Genomic DNA, 26,194 nt, shown 5'->3' on the forward strand with positions numbered 1-26,194 from the left:
TAACGCGCGCTCACGCTGCAGCCTATGTTCTGGGCTCACCGGACCCGGTTATCATCCCTTCAGGAAATCGAATCCCTTTCGATCTCTCGAATGCCCGATTCCCGGTTCTTCCGCCGTCCTTGCCGCATCCCCTTCGGTGCAGAGCTCCGGAATGTATTCCTTCCTGCAGTTTCACGCGCCTCTCACCATCCGGCAGCTCTCTTTGTGTCTTTCAGAAAGTACTTGTTTCCTTCAACGCCTTTCCCTGCCGATTATAGGGGATGAAAAGGGCAAAGTCAAGAAACCGCGTTTTTTCTTTTCCGAATCAGCCCTGATCCGGCTTTGTCTGAACAGCCCGCGCTGCCATCCGTCAGGTTTCTTTCCGGTATTCTTCCTCTGCCCGGACCGCATTGTCTATATAAGCCTTAATCTTGTCATAGGATTTGAATCCTTCCGCCTCTACCCCGGAATTTGCATCAATCGCATACGGATGAACCTGTTTTACCGCCTCATAGGTATTGGTATCATTCAACCCGCCGGCCAGAATAACAGGGCAATTTGCCTTCTCAACGATCTCTCTGCTGATGGCCCAATCATGCGTAAGTCCTGTGCCACCGATGCGGTCCTTTGTTCTGGAATCGAGCAAAACCGCATCACAGTGCCCGTCGAACTCTTCCAGCATCTTGAGTGCCTCTCCTCTGTCCATCACATGGATCGCTTTGATCACCCTGCAGTACGGCAGTTCTTTTTTGACGAAATCAACGTCCTGCGGCGAAATATAATCGTGGATCTGTATGGTGTCAACGCCCATATATTTTGCCGTCTCCACGATTTCCGTTCTGTCCGTCAGATGTGTCACCAGCACTTTTGACACAAAAGGCGGCAGCTTCTCAATGATTGTCTTTGCCTCTTCTTTCGAAATCTTATCTTCCGCAAGATGTGTGATCCCCACCAAAAAACCGACCGCATCTGCACCGGCCGAAATCGCGGTCATGGCATCTTCGTAGTTCCTGATTCCGCATACTTTCGCTCTCATCGTTCAACCTTCTTCCCGTTCAATTCTTCCCTGCGGAAGAATCCTGTCAGGTTACCATTCCCTTCCCCTATCCGGTTACAGCATTCCATGTACCTCTATCCTTTGGATGAACAGAATTGATTTTCTCCGTTCTCCCGGTTCATGCTGTCCGTCAGTTCTCCGCTCTTCCGTAGATATCTCTCTTTTCCGGGAATTCAAACCGGAGAAGCTGACAGTTTTTGATACCGAAACTGCTGAACTCCTCGTTTGTCATATCTTCAAAGTACGACCGCACAACGCGGGAAATGCCGTTGTGCGCAACGATCAGCGTCGTCCGCCCCGTCTCCTTCGTGTCCTGTTCGATCTCGTCGATGACACTGTAGATCCGGTGAGAGAGATGCAGCATGGTCTCACCGCCGTCGAAGGAATGAATGAAATTCTGCTTTGCTGCCCGGAACTCCGCCCCGTTTCGCGGGGAGGTGGATTCAAACCGGCCGAAATTCTGTTCCGTCAGCCGTTCCTCCTTCGCCCACGGGATGCCGGTCTGTCCCGAGATGATCTCCGCGGTATCGCTTGCCCGGGAGAGCGGGGACGCGAGGATCCGGTCGATCCGGATCTCTCCCTTTTCCATCATGGCGCGGATCGTCTTCCCCAGTTCCGCCGCCTGCTTTCTCCCCAGCTCTGTCAGCGCGATATCCGTTGCGCCGCAGATTTTATCCTCCGCGTTCCAGATGGTCTGGCCGTGTCTTGTGAAATAGAGATATCCCATATATGCGTTCCTTTCTTTATCCGATGCGCGTCATCCGTCACCCGATGCATGTCCTGCGGATCCGGTCATTCTGCGGATCCGCCTTCCTTCGTTTCGCATTGGTGCCGTTTCACTTCCATGCGTTTTTACCGTTCTTCGGGGCGGCCATCCTTCGCTTCCGACCTTCAGGCTTCCTCAATCGCTTTCCGGAGCGTATTCATGACTCGCTTCTTGTCTCCGCTCCAGAGCGGCGCAATCAACAGTTTCTTCGGTCCGTCCCCGGTGATCCGGTGGACAATGGTGCTCTCCGGGAGAAGTTTCAGACACCGCACCACGACGTCACAGTATTCTTCCAGTGTAAAGACCGGAAAAGGCTTCGTCCGGTACTCTTCGGCGAGCCGCGTTCCGGAAAGCACATGGAGAAGCTGAAGTTTGATCCCGTCCAGCAACGGAGAAAGCGACGCCAGATACCGAACTGTTTCCAGCATCTCATCTACCGTTTCCCCCGGAAGCCCCAGAATCACATGAACAATCACCGTGAGGCCCGCCGCTTTCAGGCGGCGGTAAGCGTCTTCAAATACATCCAGAGAATATCCTCTGTGTACCCTTTTTGCGGTCTTCTCGTGGATTGTCTGGAGTCCAAGTTCCACCCACACCGGTTTTTCCCGATTGAAGCAGGCAAGCCCCTCCACCATGTCGGGACTCAGACAGTCCGGTCTCGTCCCGACCGACAGGGCGCAGACCTGAGGCTGTTCCATCGCCTCCCGGAATTTTCCAAGAAGCGTATCCGTGTCGCCGTAGGTCGACGTAAAGGATTGAAAGTAGGCGATGTACTTTCTCTCTTCCGGCGGGATTTTTGCGGAAATCTTACCGTCCACCCGCTCTCTCGCTTTCCGGATCTGCTCCGCGACCGAATCACCTTCCGCCGCGAAGTCTCCGGAGCCGCCTTCCGAACAGAAGGTACAGCCCCCGTAGCCGAGGGTTCCGTCCCGGTTCGGACAGGTAACCCCTGCCGAGAGGGAGAGCTTATAAACTTTTGTGCCGAACTGCTCCTTCATGGCATCCGACAGTGTCCTGTATTTCATGCTGCTCTTACCGGTCCTTTCCTCTTCTGTCCCGTTTTATTCTCCGCCCCGTTTCTCCGGTCACGAGTTACTCTGTCCTGTTTCCCCCGTCACGCGTTACTCCGTCATCGTTTCCGGTCACGAGTTACTCTGTTCTGTTTCCCCGTCACGCGTTACTCCGTCATCGTTTCCGGTCACGAGTTACTCCGTCATGTTCCCCGGTCACACGTTACTCCGTCACATTTTCCTTCTCTTCCTCATCGGTCTTCACTGCCGTCAGCCGGTAGAATTCATCCACCAGCTCTTTGGTCTTCTCAAACATCTCCGTGCAGTCCGGATACCGCTTGCCTTTTTCCTCATAGATAAACTGGGGCACACCCGCGCCGACCATGTGAAGCTTTTTCGCGTATTTTGTGACAAATTCCGGGATGCCCGCCGGGTCGAGGTCCGCTTTCGGATACATGGTGATGACGATCTCCTGATTCCGGATCTCGATCAGGGACATTCCCGCCCGGTGCGCGTGGGCCCGGAGAAGCGAAACCTTCAGAAGGTTGTCCACCGGTGCCGGGATCTCGCCGTACCGGTCAATCAGCTCATCCTGCATGTCCGAGCAGTCCTCATCGTCCGTAAATGCCGAGATCCGCTTGTAGATATCCAGTTTCTGGAACTCGTTCGGAATGTACTTCGGCGGAATAAATGCGCTGATGTCACATTTGATCTCCGTGATAAACTCGTCGTCTTCGACCTTTTCTCCCTTCAGAAGAAGAACCGCTTCATTCAGGAGCTTGCAGTACAGATCATAGCCGACCTCCTGCATATGGCCGGACTGTTTCGCGCCGAGGACATTTCCCGCTCCGCGAATCTCCAGATCGCGCATCGCGACACGGATTCCCGAGCCGAGCTCCGTAAAATCGCGGATGGCGGCAAGTCGTTTTTCCGCCACCTCTTTCAGGATCATGTTTCTCCGGTACATCAGGAAGGCAAAGGAAGTCCGGTTCGTTCTTCCGACTCTTCCCCGAAGCTGATACAGCTGGGAGAGTCCCATCTTATCGGCATCGTGAATAATGATGGTGTTGGCGTTGGGGATATCCAGTCCGGTCTCAATGATGGTCGTGCAGACCAAAACGTCAATCTCGCCGTTCACGAAATCCATCATGATGTTTTCCAGCTCATGTTCCTTCATCTGACCATGCGCATAGACTACCCGTGCTTCCGGCACCAGCGCCTGAATCTTTGTCGTGATCTCATCGATGTCGCCGACCCGGTTGTGGACATAGTAGACCTGACCGTGCCGCGCCATCTCCCGTCGGATCGCCTCCCGGATGATCTCGTCGCTGTACTCCATGACATAGGTCTGGATCGGCAGACGATCCACCGGAGCCTCCTCCAGAACGCTCATGTCCCGGATTCCCGCCAGCGACATGTGGAGAGTGCGGGGGATGGGCGTTGCGGACAATGTCAGAACGTCGACATTTTCCCGAAGTTTCTTGATGCTCTCTTTATGCTTTACGCCGAACCGCTGCTCCTCATCGACGACGAGAAGGCCGAGATTCTTAAACTTCACATCTTTTGAGAGAATGCGGTGCGTTCCGATCACGATATCCACCGTGCCCTTTTTCAGCCCCTCCACCGTCTTCTTCATCTCGGACGGTGTGCGGAACCGGCTCATCAGCTCGATGTTCACCGGAAAATCCTTCATTCTCTGGATAAACGTATTGTAATGCTGCTGGGCAAGGATCGTCGTCGGCACAAGGACCGCCACCTGCCGCTCTTCCTGAACGGCTTTAAAAGCCGCACGGATCGCAATCTCCGTCTTTCCGAAGCCCACGTCGCCGCAGATCAGGCGGTCCATGATTTTCGTGCTCTCCATATCCCGCTTGGTGTCCTCGATGGCAGCGAGCTGATCGTCGGTCTCCTCAAACGGGAAGGAATCCTCAAACTCATGCTGCCATACGGTGTCCGGGCCGAAGGCATATCCGGACCCGTTCTGACGCTTGGCGTAGAGTGCCACAAGGTCCTTGGCGACCTCCTCGACTTCCTTTTTGACCTTTGTCTTGGTCTTCTTCCACTCCGTGCCGCCAAGTTTGGACAGCTTCGGCACTTTCTCCGCGTCGCCGCCCGCGTATTTCTGAATCTTGTCGAGCATCGTTGCCGGAACATAGAGAACGTCCGTGTCGCGGTAATCAATCTTGATATAGTCCTTTTCCGTGCCGTTTGAGCGGATCTTCTCGATTCCGCGGTAGATTCCGAGCCCATAGGTCTCATGAACGACATAGTCTCCCACCGAGAGCTCGGTGAAACTCTGGATGGACCGGCCGTTGTATTTCTTCTGCGGCTTTTTCCGCTTGGGCCGGTTCGCCCCGAAGATATCATTTTCCGTGATGACCACAAAACGGATCATGGGATATTCAAAGCCGCGGTGGAGATTGCCTGCCACCACCATGATCTCGCCGGGATTTACGCGGTGCTCCGCGCTCTCCGGACTGAACGCCCGGAATTCATAATCCCGGAGATCTGCGGCCAGACGCTGCGCTCTCGCCGTCGAGCCGGCCACCAGAACCATGCGGTAGTTCCGGCTCTGCCATTTCTTCAGATCCTCGATGAGGAGAGGAAAATTATTCTGATAGGACTGGACGCTCCGGGTGGTCAGCGAGACCTTTGTCTTCGGCGTCATCCCCGTGACTTTCTGCTCGATGGACATCATCATCACGGTGCGGGCTCCGCTCATCATCGCCATGGTCTTTTTCGCGCTGAAAAGGAAATCCGCCTGCCCCGGCAGAATTGCCCCCATCAGGATCCGCTGCTGCATACTGTCGGCGAACTCCCGCTCCACGACTTCCGCCCGCTCCTTCAGATGCTGCGGCTCATCGAGAAAAACTTCGGTATTCTCCGGGAAATAATCCAGAAACGACACGGTATCCCGGGTAAAGTACCGGATGAAGCTGGCCAGACCGTGAACCGACATTTTCTCCCGAAGACTCTCTACTACCTCGCCCACACTCTGGGTGAGGCGGAAGGCTTCTTCATTTTTCATCTGATCCCGGAAGGCCTTCACATTCTGATCGCGCTCTTTTTCGATTTTCCCCAGTCCCTTTTCGAGCATCTCATCGCCGAGGACAATCTCGGTCGCCGGGAAAATGTAGGCTTCGGACACGGTCTCCACCGACCGCTGCGTCTCCGGATCAAAGGTACGGATGGAGTCGATCTCGTCGCCCCAAAGCTCAATCCGGTACGGCACCTCCGCCGTCAGCGGGAAAACATCCAGAATGCCGCCGCGCACGGAAAACTGTCCGGTTCCGTCCACCTCCGCCGTTCTCTCATATCCGAGGGCCGCGAGCTTCTTTGCCATATCCGTAAGATCCAGTTTCACCGCGCCCTTGATGGTGATCGCGCGTGATGCCAGCATCTCCAACGGAAGAAGATGCTCCATCAGCGCATCGACGGTCGTCACCACGATGCCGCTCTTTTGGGAAGACAGTGCCTCCAGCACGCGGATTCTCTGTCTGGTCAGAAGGTTTCCGTGGATATCCGAGTTATAGAACAGAAGATCACGGGCCGGATAGATCATCAAATCCCGGCGGAAACAGCGGAAATCTTCCGCGATGGATTTCGCCTTCAGCTCGTCCTCCGCGATAACCAGCGTCCAGCCCTCATCTTTCCGCTCTGTTGCCAGTTCCGCCGCCAGATGAACCTTCTGTGACTCGACGGTTCCGGAGACCAGAACCGGTCCTTTTCCTTTCCCCAACGCCTCCTGCAGGGCTTCGTATTCCGCCAGCTCATGCAGCGGATTCTCAAAGATCGCTCCCATATCACTCCTTCGGAATGTGTTTTCCGTTCTTTTCGCTGTTGTCCTTTCTCGCTGCACCGTTGAAGCCGCTCATCGCTTTCTGGACGCCGTCCTGAATCACAGCACAGGCCGCCTCCGCGCCGTCCCGGTATGCTTCTTCCATCACTTTCCGGGTCACCTGATCAAAATGTCCCAGAACGTAATCGACCAGATCCATCTGGCTGGGTTTCGCGCCGATTCCGATCCGGACTCTCGGAAAATCCTGTGTCCCGAGATGCTGGATCAGACTCTTGATTCCGTTGTGACCGCCGGCGCTGCCTTTTCCGCGGACGCGGATCACCCCCGGATCCAGGGAGATATCGTCATAGATGACGATAAAATGATCCGGTTCAACCTTGTAGTAGTCCATCAGTGGCCGGATGCACTCTCCGCTGTTGTTCATATAAGTCAGGGGTTTGACCAGAATCACCTTTTCTCCCCCGATCATCCCCTTTCCGAAGATTCCCTTGAACTTGCTCTCATTCAGCGTGATCCCCAGACGGTCCGCCAACTGGTCAAGGGTGTCGAATCCCACATTGTGTCTGGTATGTTCGTAATCTCTTCCCGGGTTTCCGAGTCCTGCGATAATATACATATTTCCATTTCTCCAATCTGTGTCTTCTGAACGTTCCTTTTCATCGGTCAACCCGAACAGCTTTCGCAATATATTCACAGCACAATCCTCTTCCTGCACCTTGTCCAAGGCACGACTTTATGCGCCGAATTCCCCTGTACGGGAAATCCGCCGCCTGCCATTCCAATATTTACATTTCGGGAAACGCTGTCTAACGCGTTTTCTTGGACGGGTTCCCGATGCAAAGCATCCATCTCCTTTGAAAACCCGTGCCATCTGCCGAAGGCTCTGAGAAATTACTGATCTAATCAGTATTTCCTTAGGTATTCTACTGCATGACCGGAAAACTTGCAAATTGATTCCACTTTGCTTTTGTGTTACTCGCGCTCTGCCAAAGCGTTTGCCGGAAATCCGCAAAGCATGTTTTGGCGCATTTTTCTGTTGACATTTTCCGGCGTGCATGGTATATTATGGAAGTTTGTGTGCCACACAATAATTCATCAAATTGACTTATTTTAAGGGTAATACTATACTTTTTTTAGGGATTATCCCGATACTTTCGTATACATTTTACCCTTTCCGAAAGAGGTACATAATATGAACAATTCCGAAAATGCATCCCGCCGTGCCGACGTCATCATTATCGGTGCCGGTCCTTCCGGTATCTTCTGCGCTTACGAGCTCAAGAAGCAGCGCCCGGACCTCTCCATCGTCATGATTGAAAAAGGACGTTCCATTGAAAAGAGAATCTGTCCGAAGAGAAAAACCGGTGTCTGCGCACACTGTCAGCCGTGCTCCATTACCACGGGATTTTCCGGCGCAGGAGCATTTTCCGACGGAAAGCTTTCCCTCTCTCCGGATGTCGGCGGAAATCTGCCGGAAATCCTCGGCTATGAGGAAGCTGCCAAGCTCATTCACGAGTCTGACGAGATCTATCTCGAGTTCGGCGCCGATCCGGGCATCTACGGCATTGACAAGCAGGAAGAGATCGATGAGATCCGCCGCCGCGCCATCATTGCCGACTTAAAGCTCATCGAATGTCCGATCCGCCACCTCGGAACCGAAGAAGGATACAAAATCTACTCCCGCATGCAGGATCACCTCGCCGAAATCGGCGTGGAGATGATCTTCCAGACCAGCGTCAAAAACATCATCGTGGAGAACGGACAGGCCATCGGCGTCGTCACCGACAAAGGTGAGACCTTTTACGGAAAAGAGATCGTCTCCGCCATCGGGCGCGACGGCTCCGACTGGTTCTCCCACATCTGTGAGGAACACCACATCGAGACGAAGGTCGGCACCGTGGATATCGGCGTCCGCGTCGAAGTCCGCGATGAGGTCATGAAATTCCTGAACGAAAACCTCTACGAGGCAAAGCTCGTATACTACACTCCGACCTTCGACGACAAGGTCCGCACCTTCTGCACAAACCCGTCCGGCGAGGTCGCGACCGAGTATTACGATGACAATCTGGCAGTGGTCAACGGCCATGCGTACAAATCCAAGGAATTCAAGACCCGCAACACCAATTTTGCACTTCTGGTCTCCAAGAATTTCACCAAGCCGTTCCACACACCGATTGAATACGGCAAATACGTCGCCCAGCTGAGCAACATGCTGTGTGACGGCCGCATTCTGGTCCAGCGCTACGGCGATCTCCGCCGCGGACGCCGCACCACCGAGGAGAGACTTTACCGAAACAACCTCATGCCGACGCTGAAGGATGCCGTTCCGGGCGATCTCTCCCTTGTCCTTCCGCACCGCATTCTGGTGGACATTGAGGAAATGCTCAAAGCCCTCGATAAGGTAACGCCGGGAATCGCCAGCGATGAGACACTCCTCTACGGCGTGGAAGTTAAATTTTATTCCAACAAAGTCATGGTTGACCGGGATTTTGAGACCAGCATCAAGGCGCTGCGCGCCATCGGCGACGGTGCTTCCGTTACCCGCGGTCTTCAGCAGGCCAGCGCAAACGGTCTGTCTGTCGCAAGAAGCATTCTGAAGGCCGGAAGGGTCTGAGCCATGATCGGATTCGTCCCATAGAGAAAAAATCGAGCAGGTGATCCCTGCCCGATTTTTTTTGCCTTGTTTATCTTTCGCAGCGCGTCAATTCGCGGCGGTCGTCTCCTTTGCTCCGGCCTCGGATACCGGTTCCGCTTCCGCTTCCGTCTGCGCGCCGGCCGTCTCCTGTGCTTCGGACTCGGCTGACGGTTCCGCCTCTGTCTGCGTTCCCGCTGTCTTCGCAGTGGAGTTCTCCGCTGCACGTTCCGTCAAAGCATCTTCGGCTGCCTTCTGATTGACAACCTCCACCGCTTTCTGAAGCTGATTGTCCTGCGCTTCCGGAATCTGTGTTCCGGCAATCAGCCCCTCCGCCAGCTCGCACTCCACATCCGGCGTCAGGCCTTTTCCGTGAATATCCTGATCCTTCGGTGTGTAATACCGCTGAGTGGTAAGGTTCACCGCACTGCCGTCCCCCAGCGGGAACGTAGTCTGGACAATACCCTTTCCGAAGGTCTTGGTTCCGACCAGAACCGCTTTTCCGTAATCCTGCAGAGCACCGCTGAACGCCTCCGCCGCACTGGCGGAATTCCCATTGACTAGAACAGCCATGGGAACGGAAACCTCATGACCGTCCTCGCACCGGAATTCTTCGTGAGTATCGCCCAGTCCCTTGAATTTCAGCATCAGTCCGCCGTCCGGAAGAATATAATCCATACACGGAAGAACCGCCGACAGATTTCCCCCCGGATTATTCCGGAGATCGAAAATCAGCTTGTTCGCCCCCTGTGCGAGAAGGGTATCTACCGCATTTTTAAACTGTCCCGTTGTCACCTCATCAAATTCGGTGAGGCGGATCAGTCCGATATCGTCCTTCATGGACGCCTTGATGGTCTCCGTAACGATCTTCTCTCTTGTCATGGCGATCGGGATATATTTCTTCTCCGACGGACGGTAAACCGTGACTGTGAGGGGCGTCCCCTCTTTTCCTCGAATGTTCTCAATAATCAGAAGATCCAGGTCCTTTCCGGTGACATATTCCTCATCCACTTTGTAGAAAATATCCCCCGGAAGGATCCCGCCCTTTTCGGCCGGTCCGCCCGGCGTCAGTGAGATCACTTCCACATTTCCGGTATTCGGATTGGTCGTAACCGTCGCGCCGATGCCGACATATTCTCCGTTCTGCGATTCCTGCATTTTCCGGAAATCCGCTTTCGAATAATATCGGGAGTACGGATCCCCCAGAGACGCAACATAGCCGTAATACAGATAGTCTTCCTGGAGCTGAGCGTCGAGATTTTCCTGAAAAAGGAACTTATTGTTCACAAGATAATCAAGAACCGAGAGCTTATCCCTTACATTGTCCAGATTGATGCCTTCTTTGCCGCCCTCCGCACTCTGTCCGGCCAGACTCAGCTGCGCCTTCATCCGGCGATAGCCGTTATAGACAAATACTCCGACCGCCGCTGTCAGCACACACAGTGTGCCGCAAACGCCGATCACAATTCCCCGGATCACCGGGTGCTTTTTCTTCTGCTTTTTTCCGGAAGGTTCCGTCTGTCCTTCCGTTTCTGTATTTTTCCGGCCCGGAATGTCTGTCTCTTCCTGCCCTGCCGTTTCCGCGTTCTCCCGGCCCGGCATGTCTGTTTCTTCCTGCCCTGCCGTTTCCGCGTTCTCCCGGCCCGGCATTTCCGCACACTCCTGTACCGGCGCAGTATTCTGCGCCTCCTGTTCCCCGGTTACCGGATCTGTATTTCTGTCTTCCAAATGCTCCAATGATGTGTCCTCTTTTCCAAAACCGGGCTGATTTCCGGCTCATCTGTTCCGTATTATACCGCGCAAGCCGTTCCCTGTCCTGTATTATTTTAAAAAACAAAGTCCGCAAGCAGTTTTCCGATTCCCTCATTCCTGAGGGCGAAGCGCCTGGCGGACTTTGTCTGAAAAATGCATCTCTTTTTTTAAAGGAATTTTACTGGCTGACGTAATTCAGCGGATCCACATACTGTCCGTTCTTGAGCACGCCGAAGTGGAGATGTGCACCCGTGGAATAACCGGTGGAACCAACCTTCGCAATGGTTTCTCCCTTGGAAACGGTATCTCCTGCCGAAACATCCAGCGACTGGCAGTGCATATAAACCGTCGACACTCCGTTTCCGTGGCTGATCACCACGTAATTTCCCGCCGAGCTGCTGTAGGTTGCGGTCACAACCGTTCCGCCGTCGGCTGCCTTAATCGGCGTACCGCTGGAGACTGCGATGTCCACTCCCTTGTGGTTTGTGGATGCTCCCGCCGTCGGTGACTCTCGCTGTCCGAAGGTGGACGTGATCCTTCCGGAGGTTGAAAGCGGCCAGGAGAGGCTTCCGCTTCCCTTGGTCATCGTTCCTTTGGAAGAAGTATTGCCGTTTTTCGTCTCCACCTTGGTCTCGGTCTTTTTGCCGTCCGCCTCGGTGGGGGCGTCAACCGTTTTTGCGCTGTTCTTTGCCTGCTGCTCCTGCTTTTTCCGTGCAGCTTCCTCTGCCTCCGCCTGACGTCTTGCCGCCTCCTGCGCAGCCTTCTCCGCTGCGATGGCGGCCTGACGGATCTCCTCCTGAATCTTGTCGATCTCCGCCTGCTGTGCGGCGATATCGGACGCCATGCCGCTGGAAGCATCTCTCTGCTGACCGATCTGCGCAGCCAGATTCGTCAGTTCATTCTTCTTGGTCTCCATCAGCGTCTTGATCGAGGTCTGCTTTGCCGCAGTCTCATTGCGCATATCCACGATCTCTGTCAGATCCCGTTCGAGTTTTTCCTTATCCTCGGCAATCTGCCTGGTTGTCGCCTCGTACTCCTCCATCTGATCCCGGTCATATTTTGAGATCTGTTCAATATACTCGGCCTTGTTCAGCAGATCCGAGAGTGAATCGGAGGAGAGAAGAATCTCCAGAAAGCTGGAATCCCCTTTCTCATACATATAACGGATTCGAAGCTTCATCGCCGCGTACTGCTCTTTCTCCGCTGCCTCCGCGGCCGCCAGCTCCACGCTGGTCTCATCGATCTCCGACTGTTTTTCCTGCACTTCGCGGTCCAGCTTGTCCATCTCGTCTGCGATTTGCGATGTCTGGGCATCCAGTTCTTTCACATACTGCTCGGTATTGCCCCGAAGACCTTCCAGCTGTTTGATCTTCTGATCCGTCTTCTTTTTCTCCGCCTCCATGGCGCGCTTTCTTGCTTCCGCATCCGCCAGCGCATTCTCTTTCGCCGCATTGACCCGGAGCGTTCCGCTCACATGGCTGAAGGTCATCGCCCAGGAAGCCGCCGTAACCGCGAAAATTACCCCCGCACGCCGCTTCCATTTGCCGCTGCCGCCGTTCGGCACATGATTCCACAAGAACATCCTGTACCTCCCTCAGACGCGGAGTGTCTTCCGAATCGTGAAGAAACTTCCGACAAAACCGATGCCGACGCCGAGCGCGAGCGCAATCAGGGACATCACCGGCAGAATCTCCCACAGCGGCAGAAAGTTAATCACCGAAGACAGGATCGCCGCCTTCGCCATCACGATCTTTACGCCATGACGGTAAAGAAGCGTCACAACTCCGAGCGGAATCAGCGCTCCGGCAAGTCCGATCAGGATTCCCTCAAACACAAACGGCGCCCGGATCATGAAGTTGGTTGCTCCGATCAGCCGCATGATCCGGTACTCTTCCCGGTGAAATGCCGCCGCCGTGGAGATCGTGTTGCTGATCAGGAAGACCGAGACCGTCAGAAGAATCGCAATGATCACGGAGGAGACCAGACCGACCAGCCGGTTCAGCCGGACGAGTCCCGACGCCGCATCGACGGAATAGTTGACTTTCCGGACGCCCGGAACCTCCTTCAGCCAGGTCACAAAGCTGTCCTGCTGTTCAATGCTGTTCAGATGAATTTCGTAGGACGCCGATTCCGCAAGGGGATTGTCATTGGCAAATCCCTCCGCAAGATGTTCATTGTCCCGGAAATAGTCCTCCTGAAAACTCTCCCATGCCTCTTCCGCCGAGATGTAGGTGACATCCTTGACTTCCGGACGGCCCGTGATCTCATCGCCGATCCCCCGGATCTCCTTTTCCGAGATTCCGCTGTCGAAAAATGCCGTCACACCGACAGCCTCCTCCGCATTGCGGACCATGTGCCGAATATTGCAGATCATAACAAAAAAGGTGCAGAAAAGAAAAATACAAGCGGAAATGCTGGCGACCGATACGAGCGCCACCCAGATATTTCTGCCTATATTTTTCAATCCCTGCGCCAAACAGTAAAAAAAGGTTCTGATTCTCATAAGTTATAGCTTCCCTCTTCGATATCCCGCACGACAAATCCCTTTTCCAGCATAATCACGCGTTTCTGCATCGAGCGGACAATCTCCCGGCTGTGCGTCACGACGATCACGGTAGTGCCGCGGCGGTTGATGTCCTCAAGAAGCTTCATGATTCCCATGGAATTGTCTGCATCCAGATTGCCGGTCGGCTCATCGGCGAGCAGAACTTTCGGTGAATTGATGAGCGCTCTCGCTATGGCCACTCTCTGCTGTTCTCCGCCGGAGAGTTCGGATGGGAATGCTTTATATTTTGCGGAAAGCCCGACCATCTGAAGCATGCGTGGAACATTTTCCCGGATCTCTTTCGTCGGCACACCGATCACGCGCTGCGCGAAGGCAACATTTTCATAGACATTGCGCTCTTTCAGCAGGCGGAAATCCTGAAAAACGACGCCCAGCTCCCGGCGGTACTGCGGAATGTGACGGCGGTGAAGCCCCGTCACCTCCACATCTCCAACCCGGATGGTTCCCTCAGTGGGCTCCGTCTCATGAAGCAGAAGACGGATCAGCGTGGATTTGCCGGATCCGCTCGGCCCCATGATAAATACAAATTCACCGTCCTCGATGCGGATGTCCACACCGCGGAGGGCTTTTGCCCCGTTACGATATATCTTGCTGACATTATCCAGAAGTATCATTAGTAATCCTGATTCTCCATATATTTCATGTACTTGACAACCATCAGTGCGATCTTGAAGGTAATGGCATCCTCAAAAACGCGGAGATCCAGGCCGGTCTGCTTCTGAAGCTTGTCCAGACGGTAAACCAGTGTATTTCTGTGAATGTACAGCTGACGGGACGTCTCCGAAACATTCAGATTGTTCTCAAAGAACTTGTTGATGGTGGTCAGTGTCTCCTCATCAAACTCATCCGGGGACTTTCCTTCGAAGATCTCGCGGATGAACATACGACAGAGCGGCATCGGAAGCTGGAAAATCAGACGGCCGATTCCAAGTCTGGAATATCCGACCACATTCTTCTCCCGGAAGAAGATCTTGCCGACATCCAGTGCCATCTTCGCTTCCTTATAAGAGCGGGATACGTCGCGGATCTCACCGACAACCGTACCGAAAGCAACATTGACCCGTTCTCCCTCTTCCGGACTGAGCATGTCAACGATGGTTTCCGCCACTTTCTCGAGATCATCATAGGTCTCTTCCGGCTTCAGCTCACGGACAAGAATAATGTTCTTCTCATCGACTGCGGTGATGAAGTCATGACTCTTCGCATTGAAGAAGTTGCGGACGGTCTCCAGCGCATTGAGATCCTTGTCCTGATGGGTTTCAATGATGAAGGTACAGCGTCTGACATTGGTGTCAATGTGAAGCTTCTTCGCGCGGTTGTAGATATCCACAAGAAGAAGATTGTCCAGAAGGAGGTTCTTGATGAAGTTATCGCGATCGAATCTCTCCTTGTATGCAATCAGAAGATTCTGAATCTGGAACACCGCCATCTTGCCAACCATATACGCGTCATCCTTCTCGCCTCTTGCCAGAAGAATATACTCCAGCTGATGATCGTCAAAGACTTTAAAGAACTGATATCCCTGAACGATCTGGCTGTCCGCCTCGGATTCCACAAAAGCCAAAATGCTCTTTTCGTATTCCTCTGTTCCCGCAAATGTGGAGGCAAGCGTCTTGCCCTCGGTATCGCAGATGCAGAAATCGACTCTGGTGATCTCTTTCAGTCCATCCAGATTCGTCTGAAGTATCTGATTCGAAATCATGCTTTACTCTCTCCTTTTTTCTCAAATGTTCTTCGGATACTGTTTTCCGTAATCTCGATCGCGCCCTCTTTCAGAAGGAGTCCGACCGCACGCTTAAATGCGTTCTTGCTGAGTCCGAATGTCCGCTGAATGGTCTCCGGACGGGCCTTGTCGTTAAACGGCAGTACCCCCGCAAACTCATCGATCACCTTCAAAACCATATCCGCATCCTGATTCATCTGAAGATATGCCTTTTCCCGGGTGCTCAGATCCAGCTTTCCGTCTTCACGGACACGCATGACTCTCGCCACGATGCGCTCACCGAGCCGGAATTCTCTGTAAACTTCTGATTTCGGTATCATGCCGAAATATTTATCATCAACCGCAGCAAAGACTCCGATGCGGTCATTGATCTCATAGACCGTACACTCCACGCGGTCCTCCTTCTTGTACGGAGACTCCGCGGACAGATACGGATACACTTTCATGGTCGCCGCGAGACGGCCGCTCTTGTCCACATAGAGCGCAACCAGAACCTCCTCGCCCTTTCGGACCGGATGATTCTGTTCATGGAACGGCAGAAGAACTTCCTTCTCCAGCCCCATATCCACAAAGGCGCCGATCTTCGTGACATCCGTCACCTGAAGGGTCTTTGTCTCCCCCAAAAGGATTTTCGGCTCGTTGGTCGTCGCAATAAGACGGTCCTTGGAATCCTTATAGAGAAAGACCAAAATCCGGCTTCCGATCCCGGTTCCCTCCGGAACCTGCTTGATCGGAAGAAGAACCGACTCCTCCGCACCTTCACTCTCTGCGAGAAAAACACCAAAATCCTTCTGTCTGACTACCGTCAGCTCCTGTTTCTCTCCAATTCTTATCATAGGTTATCCTTTCCGTTATTTCCTTCCGGAAATATATCATGGAAACACTGATGAAAGCGTTCCCCGCCCGTTTTTTCGATGCGAAGCATCCGCTGCCTCTGAAAATCCGTGCCATCCGCCGGAGGCTCTAAGGGCACACGGACAGAATCCGTGTTTTCTATAAAATCTTACTCATCCAGATACAGGTAAACGCTCGCATATACCTGACCTTCGGGATCGCGGAGCGAAATGATCTCTGCGTCCCCAGCTTCCGAAGAAACCCGGTACGGAACCATCACATCACCGAGAACCGCCGCCTTCCGGTATTCCGCCCAGATCCGTCGTATTTTCGTCTTCTCCGGAAGACATTCCCGCGCAATCTCAATGTACTGCGCATTGTTCACATGATGGTTGGTGTCCAGATGGTGTCTGGTGACGGTCACCGCAGAGAGCTCTGTTCCGCCCTCCGGAATGCTCATCCGCCGTGGAACCTGCGACATTTCCAGCCGCTCTTCGGATCCGTAGGCATCGATGTCCTCCTTGGGCGGTCTGGACGGCATCATGCTCTCCAGATCGTAATAAAACCAGGCGGAATCGGCCTGAACCAGAATCTCTCCCTTTGCATCGCGGATCACAAAATTGCGGTATCCGAAGATTCCGCGGAATCCGTGAGGCCATGTCTCGATCCGGATCATATCCCCGAGTTTCGGCATGCGGATGATCTCAATATTCCAGTTGTAGACCCACCACGCCGCTTTCTTTCCTCTCATATAGGACAGACCGACGCCGATGTCCTCCGACTGAAAAGTGGAACAGTCCTGAAGATAATTCATCATTCCCTCGATGGAAAGAATGCCCTCTTCATCTGTCTCACTGTATCGTACTCTGCTGTCAAAACCGTACATGAATCAACCGTCCTCTTCTGTGCAAAAAGCTACAAACACACAGCTTATTATAATGGATTATTTTTGCGATGTCTATCTATCTTTCGGCAAAATTCACAAAAAGTTAAATTGATTATTTTTCATCTTGACGAATGAAGCTGTCAATGCTATAGTATACGAGTCGTTGGGCTATAGCCAAATGGTAAGGCAGCGGACTCTGACTCCGTCATTGTGAAGGTTCGAATCCTTCTAGCCCAGTTTTCCGGAGATCCTGTGAAGGGTCTCTTTTTTGTTTTTGCATCAGACAGCCCGGCAGGCGGCTGCCGGTGATGCAGCGAGCGCATCCCCGCGGAGCATTTTCGCGTCATAGAAAATTCAGGGAACTGTCCTGTGACAGAATAAAGTCCGCAAGCGGACTTCGGCTCCCTCAGTCCTGAGGGGAGCGCCGCGGACTTTGCGCGCCGCCGCTGGTCACCGTTAGGTGACAGCTTCCTTACAGCGGCGTGCGCATCCTCGCGGAGCGTTTTTTTCATAGGGAATTTCGGAGAAATTTCCTATGAAAAAAAAGAGAGCGGACCCCGTCTCCGGATTCCGCTCATTTTCATCTTTTCTCTTTTTTATTCCTTATTTCTTTATCGTCTCTTTTTTGCCTTATCTCTTTTTATCTTTCCTTATCTCCCGTTATCGTCCGATATGCCGGATAATATACCAGATGCAGTAGATTCCGACAAGCGGCCAGAAATAATAGAATACAAAGCTGGTCACTCCCGCAAAAAGAGCGATGATCAGGAACAGAATCAGCACCAGAACGGCGATGAAGATCGCCTTCACATACCACTTGCTGAAATCAACATAGTGCATATCCGGATTCCGGCGGGCATACGGATTCTCCGAACCGTATCCGGTTTCCTGACGGTAACCGGCTTCGTCTTCCGCCGTCCGGTCCTGCGATTTGTCTTTTCCGAATCCGGTATATCCGATATCTCCCGGCGTGGAGTCATATCCGTTCGGCGAGGAATCCGCGCCGGACGCCGCGCTCTCCACGATGGTGCGGGCGATCAGCCGGGCATCTCCGAGCTCGTCCAGAATCTCGTCCGAGCTTCTCCCCTTCGCCTTTTCTCCGTTGATGTAATCCCGGTAGTACCGGAGGTTATCCGAAATCGCGGAATCAATGATCTCTCCGCGAAGTGCCTCTTCCAAATCTCTGAAAAACTGTTCTTCTCTCATAGGTTTCTGTTATCTTTCTCTCACTGGAATTGTCTTACGACTCTGCTCTGATGATACCCTTTCCGGCTGAAGACGTCAACGGTTCACCGGAGAATCCGACTCAGCCCAGATCGTGAAGGAAGATTCCGCTGCGCAGTTTCGGCTCAAACCAGGTGGATTTCGGCGGCATGAGTCTTCCCGCGTCCGCCACGGCCAAAAGTTCATCCATGGAAGTCGGATAGCAGGAAAATGCAACCGCATCTCCTCCCATCACACATTTCTCCAGTTCCTTTACGCCGCGGATTCCTCCGACGAACCGGATTCTGTCATTCGTGCGCGGATCGTCAATGCCGAGAACCGGGCCAAGAAGATGATTCTGCAGGATGGAGACATCCAGTCCGTCCACCGGATCACTGCTTCGGATCTCACTCTTTGCGCGTACCGTATACCAGCGGCCGCCCAGAAGCATTCCGAACTCCGCTTTTTTCTGCGGCACTCTTCCGTCTCCCGGAAATTCCTTTCTGCCGTCATATTCTTTGATCAAGCGGCCCGGAATCACCTCAAACTTCTGACCGACTTCTTCCAGGAATTCCTCCGGAGTCTTTCCGTTCAGGTCTTTCACCACACGGTCATAGCGAAGAATCTTCAGTTCATCCGCCGGGAAGAACACCGACAGGAAGTAGTTGAACTCTTCGTCTCCGGTATATCCCGGATGCTGTTCCCTTCTCTTTAACGCCACTTTTACCGCGGATGCGCAGCGGTGATGGCCGTCTGCGATGTATGCGGGACCGACTCTGCGGATTCCGTCGGTAATCTGATCGATTCTCTCCCGGTCCGCAATGCGGAAGATCCGATGACGCACACCGTCATCTTCGGTGAAATCATACAGCGCTCTGTCCTGTTCCTTGATCCGCTTTATCATCAGCTTGAGATTAATCTGATCGCGGAACGCAAGAAAGATCGGCCCGGTCTGCATATTGGTCACATCGATATGGTTAATCCGGTCCTGCTCTTTTGCCACCGTGGTGTTCTCATGTTTGCGGATCGCTCCGTTCAGATAGTCGTCGACCGATGCGCAGGCAACAATACCCGTCTGTACGTGTCCGTCCAGCGTCAGCTCATAGAGGTAATAGCACGGATTCTCTTCCGTAAGCATAATCCCCTTTTCCCGCATATCCGCAATGGTTTCTTTCGCTTTTACATACACTCTCGGATCATCAAAAGCAACGCTGTGATCAAACCAGGTTTCCGGGCGGTCGACGTGAAGAAAGGACAGCGGTTTCTTTCTCACAAGCTCCTCTGCCTCTTCCCGGCTCACCACATCATACGGGCGGGCCGCAACCCTGGAAACATACTCCCTGACCGGGCGGATCGCCCGGAACGCTCTAATTTCAGCCATATTTTGTCCTCCAGGCTCAAGCAGACAAACTTGTTTGTCTATTTGAGCCGTCAATCAAAGTTTGAAAGTTTACTTTCAAACTTTTTCCTCCGAGCCCCGACAGTCTTTTTCTGTCTGAGCCGCATACAAATTTTTTTGGATACGCAAATTTCCCCGGACCGCAAAATCCGGGGAAATTATATGCAATTGTACTTTCTATTTTACTGGATATGGCGTAATCTTGCTACCCCTGAAATATTTCTCAGCTGATCCAATGTCGCCTCATCTGCTGCCTCTTCCAGGTCAACCAGCGTGTATGCGTACTTTCCGCGGCTCTTATTCAGCATGTTGGCGATATTCAGCCCCTTTCCGGAAAGAATCGCCGTGATCTGTCCGATCATGTTCGGCACATTCTGATGGAGAAGTGCAATTCTCTGTGCATTCTCACATTTTCCCATGTCAACCATCGGGAAGTTGACGGAATTACGGATGTTTCCGTTCTCCAAGTAGTCCATCATCTCCTGAACGGCAGCCTCTGCACAGTTGTCTTCCGCCTCCTCGGTGGAAGCGCCCAGATGCGGCGTCGCGATGACATTGACCATCTTGTTGACTTTCGCATTCGGGAAATCGGTTACATATTTCGCAACCTTGCCGGATGCGAGCGCCTCAGCCATATCGTCGTCATTGACCAGAAGATCTCTCGCAAAGTTGAGGATCACCACGCCGTCCTTCATCATCGCGATGGCATCCCTGTTGATCATTCCGATGGTATTGTCAAGCGCCGGAACGTGAACGGTAATGTAATCACACTCTTTATAGATCTCTTCCACATTATCGATGTGGCGGATGTTGCGGCGAAGTCCCCATGCACTCTTGACAGAGATGAACGGATCATATCCGAAAACATCCATGCCGAGTGCCTCGGCTGCGTTTGCGACTTCCGCTCCGACCGCACCGAGTCCGATGACGCCGAGCTTTTTGCCGAAGATCTCATGGCCGGCAAAATTCTTCTTTGCCTTCTCCATGTCTTTGCCGACGTTGTCATTGTCCTTCTGGGAATCGCACCACTCCATGCCGCCCTTGATATCGCGGGCCGCGAGAAGAAGTCCCGCAAGAACATTTTCTTTTACGGCATTTGCGTTTGCGCCCGGAGTGTTGAATACAACAATTCCCTCCTCCGCGCAGCGGTCTAACGGAATGTTGTTGACACCGGCGCCGGCTCTGGCGATGCAGCGGAGTCCCTTTCCGAACTGCAGGTCGTGCATCTTTGCGCTGCGGACCAGAATTCCATGTGCCTCGTCGGCATTGTCTGTAATGCTGTAATTATCGGTAAGAAGGTCCAGACCCTTCTGGGAGATCGCGTTCAGGCACGCGATCTTTCTCTGCTTTTTCATGATATATCCTTTCCTCGGTGATTCCCGTTCACTCTGTTTCCGGCTCCGAAAGACCCTTGCCGGTCCCTCGCGGGAATCAGGCGTTCTTCTCCTCAAACTCTTTCATAAACGCAACCAGCTTTTCTACGCCCTCCTTCGGCATCGCATTGTAGATGCTGGCTCTCATACCGCCCACGGTGCGGTGTCCCTTCAGGTTGACGAAGCCTGCAGCCTTCGCTTCCGCGACAAACTTGGCATCCATATCCTTGTCGCCGGTGACAAACGGAACGTTCATCAGAGAGCGGTCCTTCTTCTCGACCGTCCCCTTGAAGAGCTTGCTGCTGTCGAGGAAATCATACAGAATCTTTGCCTTCTCGGCATTTCTCTTATGCATTGCTTCCAGTCCGCCGATCTTCTTGATCCACTTGAATACCTTTCCGCACATGTAAATGTTGTAGCACGGCGGTGTATTGTAAAGGGAATCCTTATCCGCGTAAGTCTTGTAGCGGAGCATGGTCGGTGTGAACGGAAGATAATCCTCTGTGATAAGATCTTCTCTTACGATGGCAATCGCCATTCCGGCCGGTCCGACATTCTTCTGAACGCCGCCCCAGATGATGCCGAACTTGGAGACATCAATCGGTCTGGAGAGGAAATCGGAAGAAACATCCGCAACCAGAATCTTGCCCTTGGTGTTCGGAAGCTCATTGAACTCGGTGCCGTAGATGGTGTTGTTCATGCAGATGTACACATAATCCGCATCCTCATCCACCGGAAGATCGGAGCAATCCGGAATGTAGGTGTAATTCTTATCCTCACTGGAAGCGATGATGTTGACCTCGCCGTAGAGCTTTGCCTCCTGCGCTGCCTTCTTCGCCCAGTTTCCGGTAATGATGTAATCCGCTTTCTTATTCTTCATCAGGTTCATCGGAACCATCGCGAACTGAACGTGACCGCCGCCCTGAATGAAGAGGACTTTGTAGTTGTCCGGAATATTCATCAGATCACGGAGATCTGCTTCAGCTTCGTGGAGAATACTTTCGAAGTCTGATGATCGATGACTCATCTCCATTACGGACATGCCACAGCCCTTGTAATCAAGCATCTCGTCAGCAGCTTCTCTCAATACCTCCTCCGGAAGGACCGCCGGTCCCGCGGAAAAATTGTACACTCTGCTCATAACACAATCTCCTTTTCTGTCTTTCTGCAATATGCTATAAATTTGTCAATCTCTTTCGAAATTGATTTTCCTATTATATATCCAGTTATATGGAATTAACAATACAAATTTTTAATTTACTGTGCACTTTTTTTCATCCCATTTCGTGAATAAATGGAATAACAGTGATAATCTCACTGGTATTCCCAGTAATATTACCAGTATTTTCCGCGTGCGAACGGCCGGGAACGGTGTTCTCTGCTCTCCGGTCTGGCCCCGGGGAGCGTTCACCGCCCGGCCGTAATTTTCTGGATATTTTTCCTGTTATCTGTCTTTTTCTTCTCCCGGAAATCTGTCTTACCGCACACAGTCCTCAATCCCGGATTCCGGAACCCTTCGCCCAAAAACGGTTCCGCTTATCCGTTATTCCGATCTCAGTCTTTCGGAACCTCAAGGACCGCGCCGCGGTTGCCGCTGGTCACAAGCTTCGCATATCTGGCATGATACCCCTCCAGATGCTGCTCTTTCGGTTTCCAGTTCTTTCTTCTCTCTGCCAGTTCCTCATCCGAGACTTTGACATTCAGCTGGCGGTTCGGAATATCGATGGAGATGATATCCCCCTCGTGAATCAGCGCGATCGGTCCGCCGACGGCCGCCTCCGGGGAAATGTGTCCGATGGACGCGCCTCGGGACGCGCCGGAGAATCTTCCGTCCGTCAGAAGCGCCACGGTGGATCCAAGACCCATTCCCATGATCGCCGATGTCGGGCTGAGCATCTCACGCATGCCCGGACCGCCCTTCGGCCCCTCATAGCGGATGACAACCACATCGCCCGGATGAATCTTTCCGCCGGAGATCGCCGCAATCGCATCCTCTTCCGAATCAAATACCCTCGCCGGTCCCTCGTGCTTCATCATTTCCGGCGCCACGGCAGACTGTTTTACGATACCGGTATCCGGGGCAATATTGCCCTTCAGCACCGCGATACCGCCCTCCTGCATAAAGGGATTGTCAATCGGACGGATAACCTCCGGATCTTTGTTGACGCAGTTCCTGATATTCTCACCCACGGTCCTGCCGGTTACCGTCATGCAGTCAAGATGGAGAAGATTCTTCTTCGTCAGCTCATTCATGACCGCATAGATGCCGCCGGCCTCATTCAGGTCTTCCATGTAGGTCGGACCGGCCGGTGCCAGATGACAGAGGTTCGGGGTTCTCGCCGAGATCCTGTCCGCATACTCCATGTCAATCTCCACGCCGGCCTCATGAGCGATCGCCGGAAGATGCAGCATGGTGTTGGTGGAACATCCGAGCGCCATATCCATGGTCATGGCATTCTCAAACGCCTCTTTTGTCATGATGTCTCTCGGGCGGATGTTCTTTCTCAGCATATTCATAACCGCATATCCGGCCTTCTTCGCCAGGGCCAGTCTTGCAGAATAAACCGCCGGGATCGTGCCGTTGCCCTGAAGTCCCATACCGATGACCTCTGTCAGACAGTTCATGCTGTTCGCGGTATACATACCGGAACAGGAACCGCAGGTCGGACATACGTTTCGCTCAAAATTCCGGACTTCCTCCTCCGTCATCTTTCCGGCGTCGTAGGAACCCACCGCCTCAAACATGGAGGAAAGGCTTCTCTTCTTTCCGTTGACGTGCCCCGCCAGCATCGGTCCTCCGGACACAAATACAGTCGGAACATTCACCCGGGCTGCCGCCATCAGAAGACCGGGAACATTTTTATCGCAGTTCGGAACCATGACCAGTGCGTCAAATCCATGGGCCTTCGCCATGCACTCAGTGGAATCCGCAATCAGATCTCTGGTGACCAGAGAGTATTTCATGCCGACGTGGCCCATCGCGATACCGTCACAGACCGCAATTGCCGGGAATACCACCGGCATACCGCCCGCTTCCGCAACGCCGAGCTTGACCGCGTTGACGATCTTATCCAGATTCATATGGCCCGGAACGATCTCATTGTAGGAGCTGACAATGCCGACCAGCGGCTTATGCATCTCTTCTTCCGTGAAGCCGAGCGCGTTAAACAGAGAACGGTGCGGAGCACGTTCCATACCGGATTTTACAGAATCACTATTCATGGTTATGATACCTCCTTGATATATTGAAAGTGATTATACATCATCTTGAATGATTTTGCACTCAGTTTTTTCTTCGCCATTCTGCACGCAACCTCGCACCTTCAAGATCGCACGATATCATCTCACTTCACGATCCGGTCGCGGATCAGCTCACCCATCTTCCCGCAGCCGACTTTTGTGAAACCTTCCTGATAAATATCCGCGGTGCGGTAACCCTCGGTCAGCACCTTCTGAACCGCATCCCGAATCGCCTGGGCTTCGCGGTCAAGATCGAAGGAGTAACTGAGCATCATCGCCGCCGAGAGGATCGTGGCGATCGGGTTGGCGATGTCCTGTCCCGCAATATCCGGTGCCGATCCGTGGCTCGGCTCATAGAGACCGAATTTTGTTTCATTCAGGGACGCGGAGCTCAGCATTCCGATGGATCCGGTGATCATGCTGGCTTCATCGGAGAGAATGTCGCCGAACATATTCTCGGTCAGAATGACATCGAACTGACGCGGATTCATGACAAGCTGCATTGCGCAGTTGTCAACCAGCATATGTTCGAGTTCAACCTCCGGATAATCCTTTGCCACCTCCTCGGTCACTTTTCTCCAGAGTCTGGACGAATCGAGGACGTTAGCCTTGTCGACGCTGGTCACTTTCTTTCTGCGCTTCATGGCGATCTCAAAGGCCTTGACCGCGATGCGGCGGATTTCTTTCTCGTTGTAGGTCAGAGTATCGACTGCCGTCTCCACACCGTCCACCACATCCGTATGGCGTTCTCCGAAATACAGACCGCCTGTCAGCTCGCGGACGATGATCATGTCAAATCCGTCGCCGATCAGTTCCGGCTTCAGCGGGCAGGCCTTTGCGAGTTCCTGATAGAGATAGGCCGGGCGAAGGTTGGCAAAAAGGCCGAGTCCCTTGCGGATAGCCAGAAGTCCCGCCTCCGGGCGAAGATTCGGTGCGACATCATACCATTTGGAATTGCCGACTTTTCCGCCGACTGCCCCGAGAAGGACCGCATCCGCCTTCTTTGCCGTCTCCAGCGCCTCGTCCGTCAGCGGAACCCCGTACCGGTCAATGGAGCAGCCCCCCATCAGGATCGGCTGAAAATGGAATTCATGTCCGAATACTTCTCCGGTCTTCTCCAAAACAAGACACGCCTCGCGGACGATCTCCGGTCCGATTCCGTCTCCCGGGATGGTTACGATATTGCACTTCATGATCCTTCCTCCTTATATGCACAATTCTTATGGATTATTCTTTTGTTCATTTCATCTGGTTATATCTCATTGATCTCACTATATAGAATCTACTCTGTTTTTTCAACCGGAGATCCATCATCGTGCAATTTCGAATAACTGGCATGAATTCTCTTTATGCCCGGCAGATCTGCCGCAGCGGCGCGCGCATCCCCGCGGAGCGGTTTTGTGCCATAGGAATTTTGAAGAAAATCCTATGCCGGAACAAAGTCCGCAAGCGGACTTCGGCTCCCCCATCCCCTCATTCCTGAGGGGAGCTTGACGGACTTTGCGCGTCGCCGCTGGTCACCGTAAGGTGACATTTTCCTTACAGCGGCGTGCGCATCCTCGCGGAGCGTTTTTATTTCATAGGGAATTTCGGAGAAATTTCCTATGAAATAAAAACGACCGGTCCCGCTGCCGCAATGTCATTAAGTTAAGGTGACAAAATCAAAGATCTCAGTATTAGAAATAATACTGGGGTCTTTTTTTTATATAAACACTTGACACAAAAATCAAAATGTGCGGCCGCTTTCGCTATTGAATGATAATGATGTAGCGAAAGCGGCCCTTGTAATTAAGGGAATCTTGATTGCAAGGAGGTCGCATATGAAACCTAAACATCTTAAAAAACTTCTATTATCTGAGATAAAAGCTGTTTCTGAAAAATTAAATGAGTATTGTGTTTCGTCTGGCAAAGATTTCACTAGGAAACGAAAAATCACATTTGAAACAGTTATTAAAACACTGATAGGCATGGAAAG

General features: G+C 52.8%; 19 protein-coding genes and 1 tRNA gene. 2 read left to right on the forward strand and 18 right to left on the reverse strand.

Going from position 1 to position 26,194, the window contains the following annotated elements:
- Positions 1-349 precede the first annotated feature (349 nt).
- The 5 genes from BMW41_RS07940 to pth all read right to left on the reverse strand — a co-directional run bounded on the left by BMW41_RS07940 (position 350) and on the right by pth (position 7,227).
- Positions 350-1,015 carry a phosphoribosylanthranilate isomerase gene (locus tag BMW41_RS07940; RefSeq protein ID WP_074649631.1) on the reverse strand — a complete coding sequence of 222 codons (666 nt, stop codon included), beginning with the start codon at positions 1,013-1,015 and terminating at the stop codon, positions 350-352.
- A gap of 151 nt (positions 1,016-1,166) precedes the next feature.
- Positions 1,167-1,763, reverse strand: a complete 597-nt coding sequence (locus BMW41_RS07945) for a histidine phosphatase family protein (protein WP_074649632.1) — start codon at positions 1,761-1,763, stop codon at positions 1,167-1,169.
- A gap of 164 nt (positions 1,764-1,927) precedes the next feature.
- Positions 1,928-2,827, reverse strand: a complete 900-nt coding sequence (locus BMW41_RS07950; RefSeq protein WP_074649633.1) for a tRNA modification radical SAM protein MnmL/YtqA — start codon at positions 2,825-2,827, stop codon at positions 1,928-1,930.
- Between the two features lie 208 nt (positions 2,828-3,035).
- Positions 3,036-6,614 carry a transcription-repair coupling factor gene (mfd, locus tag BMW41_RS07955; RefSeq protein ID WP_074649634.1) on the reverse strand — a complete coding sequence of 1,193 codons (3,579 nt, stop codon included), beginning with the start codon at positions 6,612-6,614 and terminating at the stop codon, positions 3,036-3,038.
- Position 6,615: 1 nt separating this feature from the next.
- A complete protein-coding gene (gene pth / locus BMW41_RS07960; RefSeq protein ID WP_074649635.1) occupies positions 6,616-7,227 on the reverse strand; it encodes an aminoacyl-tRNA hydrolase in 612 nt (203 codons plus the stop codon).
- A 576-nt stretch (positions 7,228-7,803) separates the two neighbouring features.
- Here pth and BMW41_RS07965 point away from each other — a divergent pair.
- A complete protein-coding gene (locus BMW41_RS07965) occupies positions 7,804-9,225 on the forward strand; it encodes an NAD(P)/FAD-dependent oxidoreductase (protein WP_074649636.1) in 1,422 nt (473 codons plus the stop codon).
- Between the two features lie 87 nt (positions 9,226-9,312).
- Here BMW41_RS07965 and BMW41_RS07970 read toward each other — a convergent pair whose 3' ends face one another.
- The 7 genes from BMW41_RS07970 to BMW41_RS08005 all read right to left on the reverse strand — a co-directional run bounded on the left by BMW41_RS07970 (position 9,313) and on the right by BMW41_RS08005 (position 17,004).
- Positions 9,313-10,971 carry a S41 family peptidase gene (locus tag BMW41_RS07970; RefSeq protein WP_177171196.1) on the reverse strand — a complete coding sequence of 553 codons (1,659 nt, stop codon included), beginning with the start codon at positions 10,969-10,971 and terminating at the stop codon, positions 9,313-9,315.
- 202 nt (positions 10,972-11,173) lie between these two features.
- Positions 11,174-12,577 carry a murein hydrolase activator EnvC family protein gene (locus tag BMW41_RS07980; RefSeq protein ID WP_143050834.1) on the reverse strand — a complete coding sequence of 468 codons (1,404 nt, stop codon included), beginning with the start codon at positions 12,575-12,577 and terminating at the stop codon, positions 11,174-11,176.
- Positions 12,578-12,589: 12 nt separating this feature from the next.
- Positions 12,590-13,498, reverse strand: coding sequence for a permease-like cell division protein FtsX (ftsX, locus tag BMW41_RS07985; protein ID WP_074649639.1), 909 nt, complete (start codon positions 13,496-13,498; stop codon positions 12,590-12,592).
- Positions 13,495-14,175 carry a cell division ATP-binding protein FtsE gene (gene ftsE, locus BMW41_RS07990; protein WP_074649640.1) on the reverse strand — a complete coding sequence of 227 codons (681 nt, stop codon included), beginning with the start codon at positions 14,173-14,175 and terminating at the stop codon, positions 13,495-13,497. Before ftsE ends, ftsX begins: the two co-directional genes overlap by 4 nt.
- Complete coding sequence (locus BMW41_RS07995) at positions 14,175-15,263, reverse strand: PucR family transcriptional regulator (RefSeq protein ID WP_031473218.1); 1,089 nt, start codon at positions 15,261-15,263, stop codon at positions 14,175-14,177. The genes ftsE and BMW41_RS07995 overlap by 1 nt, the downstream gene beginning before the upstream one ends.
- The gene (locus BMW41_RS08000; RefSeq protein WP_074649641.1) at positions 15,260-16,120 is read right to left on the reverse strand and encodes a CvfB family protein; all 861 of its coding nucleotides are present in this window, start codon (positions 16,118-16,120) and stop codon (positions 15,260-15,262) included. The genes BMW41_RS07995 and BMW41_RS08000 overlap by 4 nt, the downstream gene beginning before the upstream one ends.
- Positions 16,121-16,287: 167 nt before the next feature.
- The gene (locus BMW41_RS08005; protein ID WP_074649642.1) at positions 16,288-17,004 is read right to left on the reverse strand and encodes an acyl-[acyl-carrier-protein] thioesterase; all 717 of its coding nucleotides are present in this window, start codon (positions 17,002-17,004) and stop codon (positions 16,288-16,290) included.
- A gap of 164 nt (positions 17,005-17,168) precedes the next feature.
- Here BMW41_RS08005 and BMW41_RS08010 point away from each other — a divergent pair.
- Positions 17,169-17,241 (forward strand) — tRNA-Gln (locus tag BMW41_RS08010).
- 423 nt (positions 17,242-17,664) lie between these two features.
- Here the strand turns inward: BMW41_RS08010 and BMW41_RS08015 are convergent.
- The 6 genes from BMW41_RS08015 to leuB all read right to left on the reverse strand — a co-directional run bounded on the left by BMW41_RS08015 (position 17,665) and on the right by leuB (position 25,412).
- Positions 17,665-18,210 (reverse strand): HAAS signaling domain-containing protein, encoded by a 546-nt coding sequence (locus tag BMW41_RS08015; RefSeq protein WP_074649643.1) that lies wholly within the window; start codon positions 18,208-18,210, stop codon positions 17,665-17,667.
- 100 nt (positions 18,211-18,310) lie between these two features.
- Positions 18,311-19,588: a DUF1015 domain-containing protein gene (locus BMW41_RS08020; RefSeq protein WP_074649644.1), complete on the reverse strand. Its 1,278-nt coding sequence runs from the start codon at positions 19,586-19,588 to the stop codon at positions 18,311-18,313.
- Between the two features lie 200 nt (positions 19,589-19,788).
- Positions 19,789-20,961: a phosphoglycerate dehydrogenase gene (locus BMW41_RS08025; protein ID WP_074649645.1), complete on the reverse strand. Its 1,173-nt coding sequence runs from the start codon at positions 20,959-20,961 to the stop codon at positions 19,789-19,791.
- 76 nt (positions 20,962-21,037) lie between these two features.
- Positions 21,038-22,120 carry a 3-phosphoserine/phosphohydroxythreonine transaminase gene (serC, locus tag BMW41_RS08030; protein ID WP_074649646.1) on the reverse strand — a complete coding sequence of 361 codons (1,083 nt, stop codon included), beginning with the start codon at positions 22,118-22,120 and terminating at the stop codon, positions 21,038-21,040.
- A 413-nt stretch (positions 22,121-22,533) separates the two neighbouring features.
- Positions 22,534-24,201: a dihydroxy-acid dehydratase gene (gene ilvD / locus BMW41_RS08035; RefSeq protein WP_074649647.1), complete on the reverse strand. Its 1,668-nt coding sequence runs from the start codon at positions 24,199-24,201 to the stop codon at positions 22,534-22,536.
- Positions 24,202-24,323: 122 nt separating this feature from the next.
- On the reverse strand, positions 24,324-25,412 hold the full coding sequence (gene leuB, locus BMW41_RS08040; RefSeq protein WP_074649648.1) for a 3-isopropylmalate dehydrogenase: 1,089 nt from the start codon (positions 25,410-25,412) through the stop codon (positions 24,324-24,326).
- Positions 25,413-26,194 lie beyond the last annotated feature (782 nt).

The sequence above is a fragment of the [Clostridium] aminophilum genome (genome assembly GCF_900101295.1).
In the GTDB taxonomy this organism is placed as follows: Bacteria; Bacillota; Clostridia; order Lachnospirales; family Lachnospiraceae; genus Clostridium_R; species Clostridium_R aminophilum_A.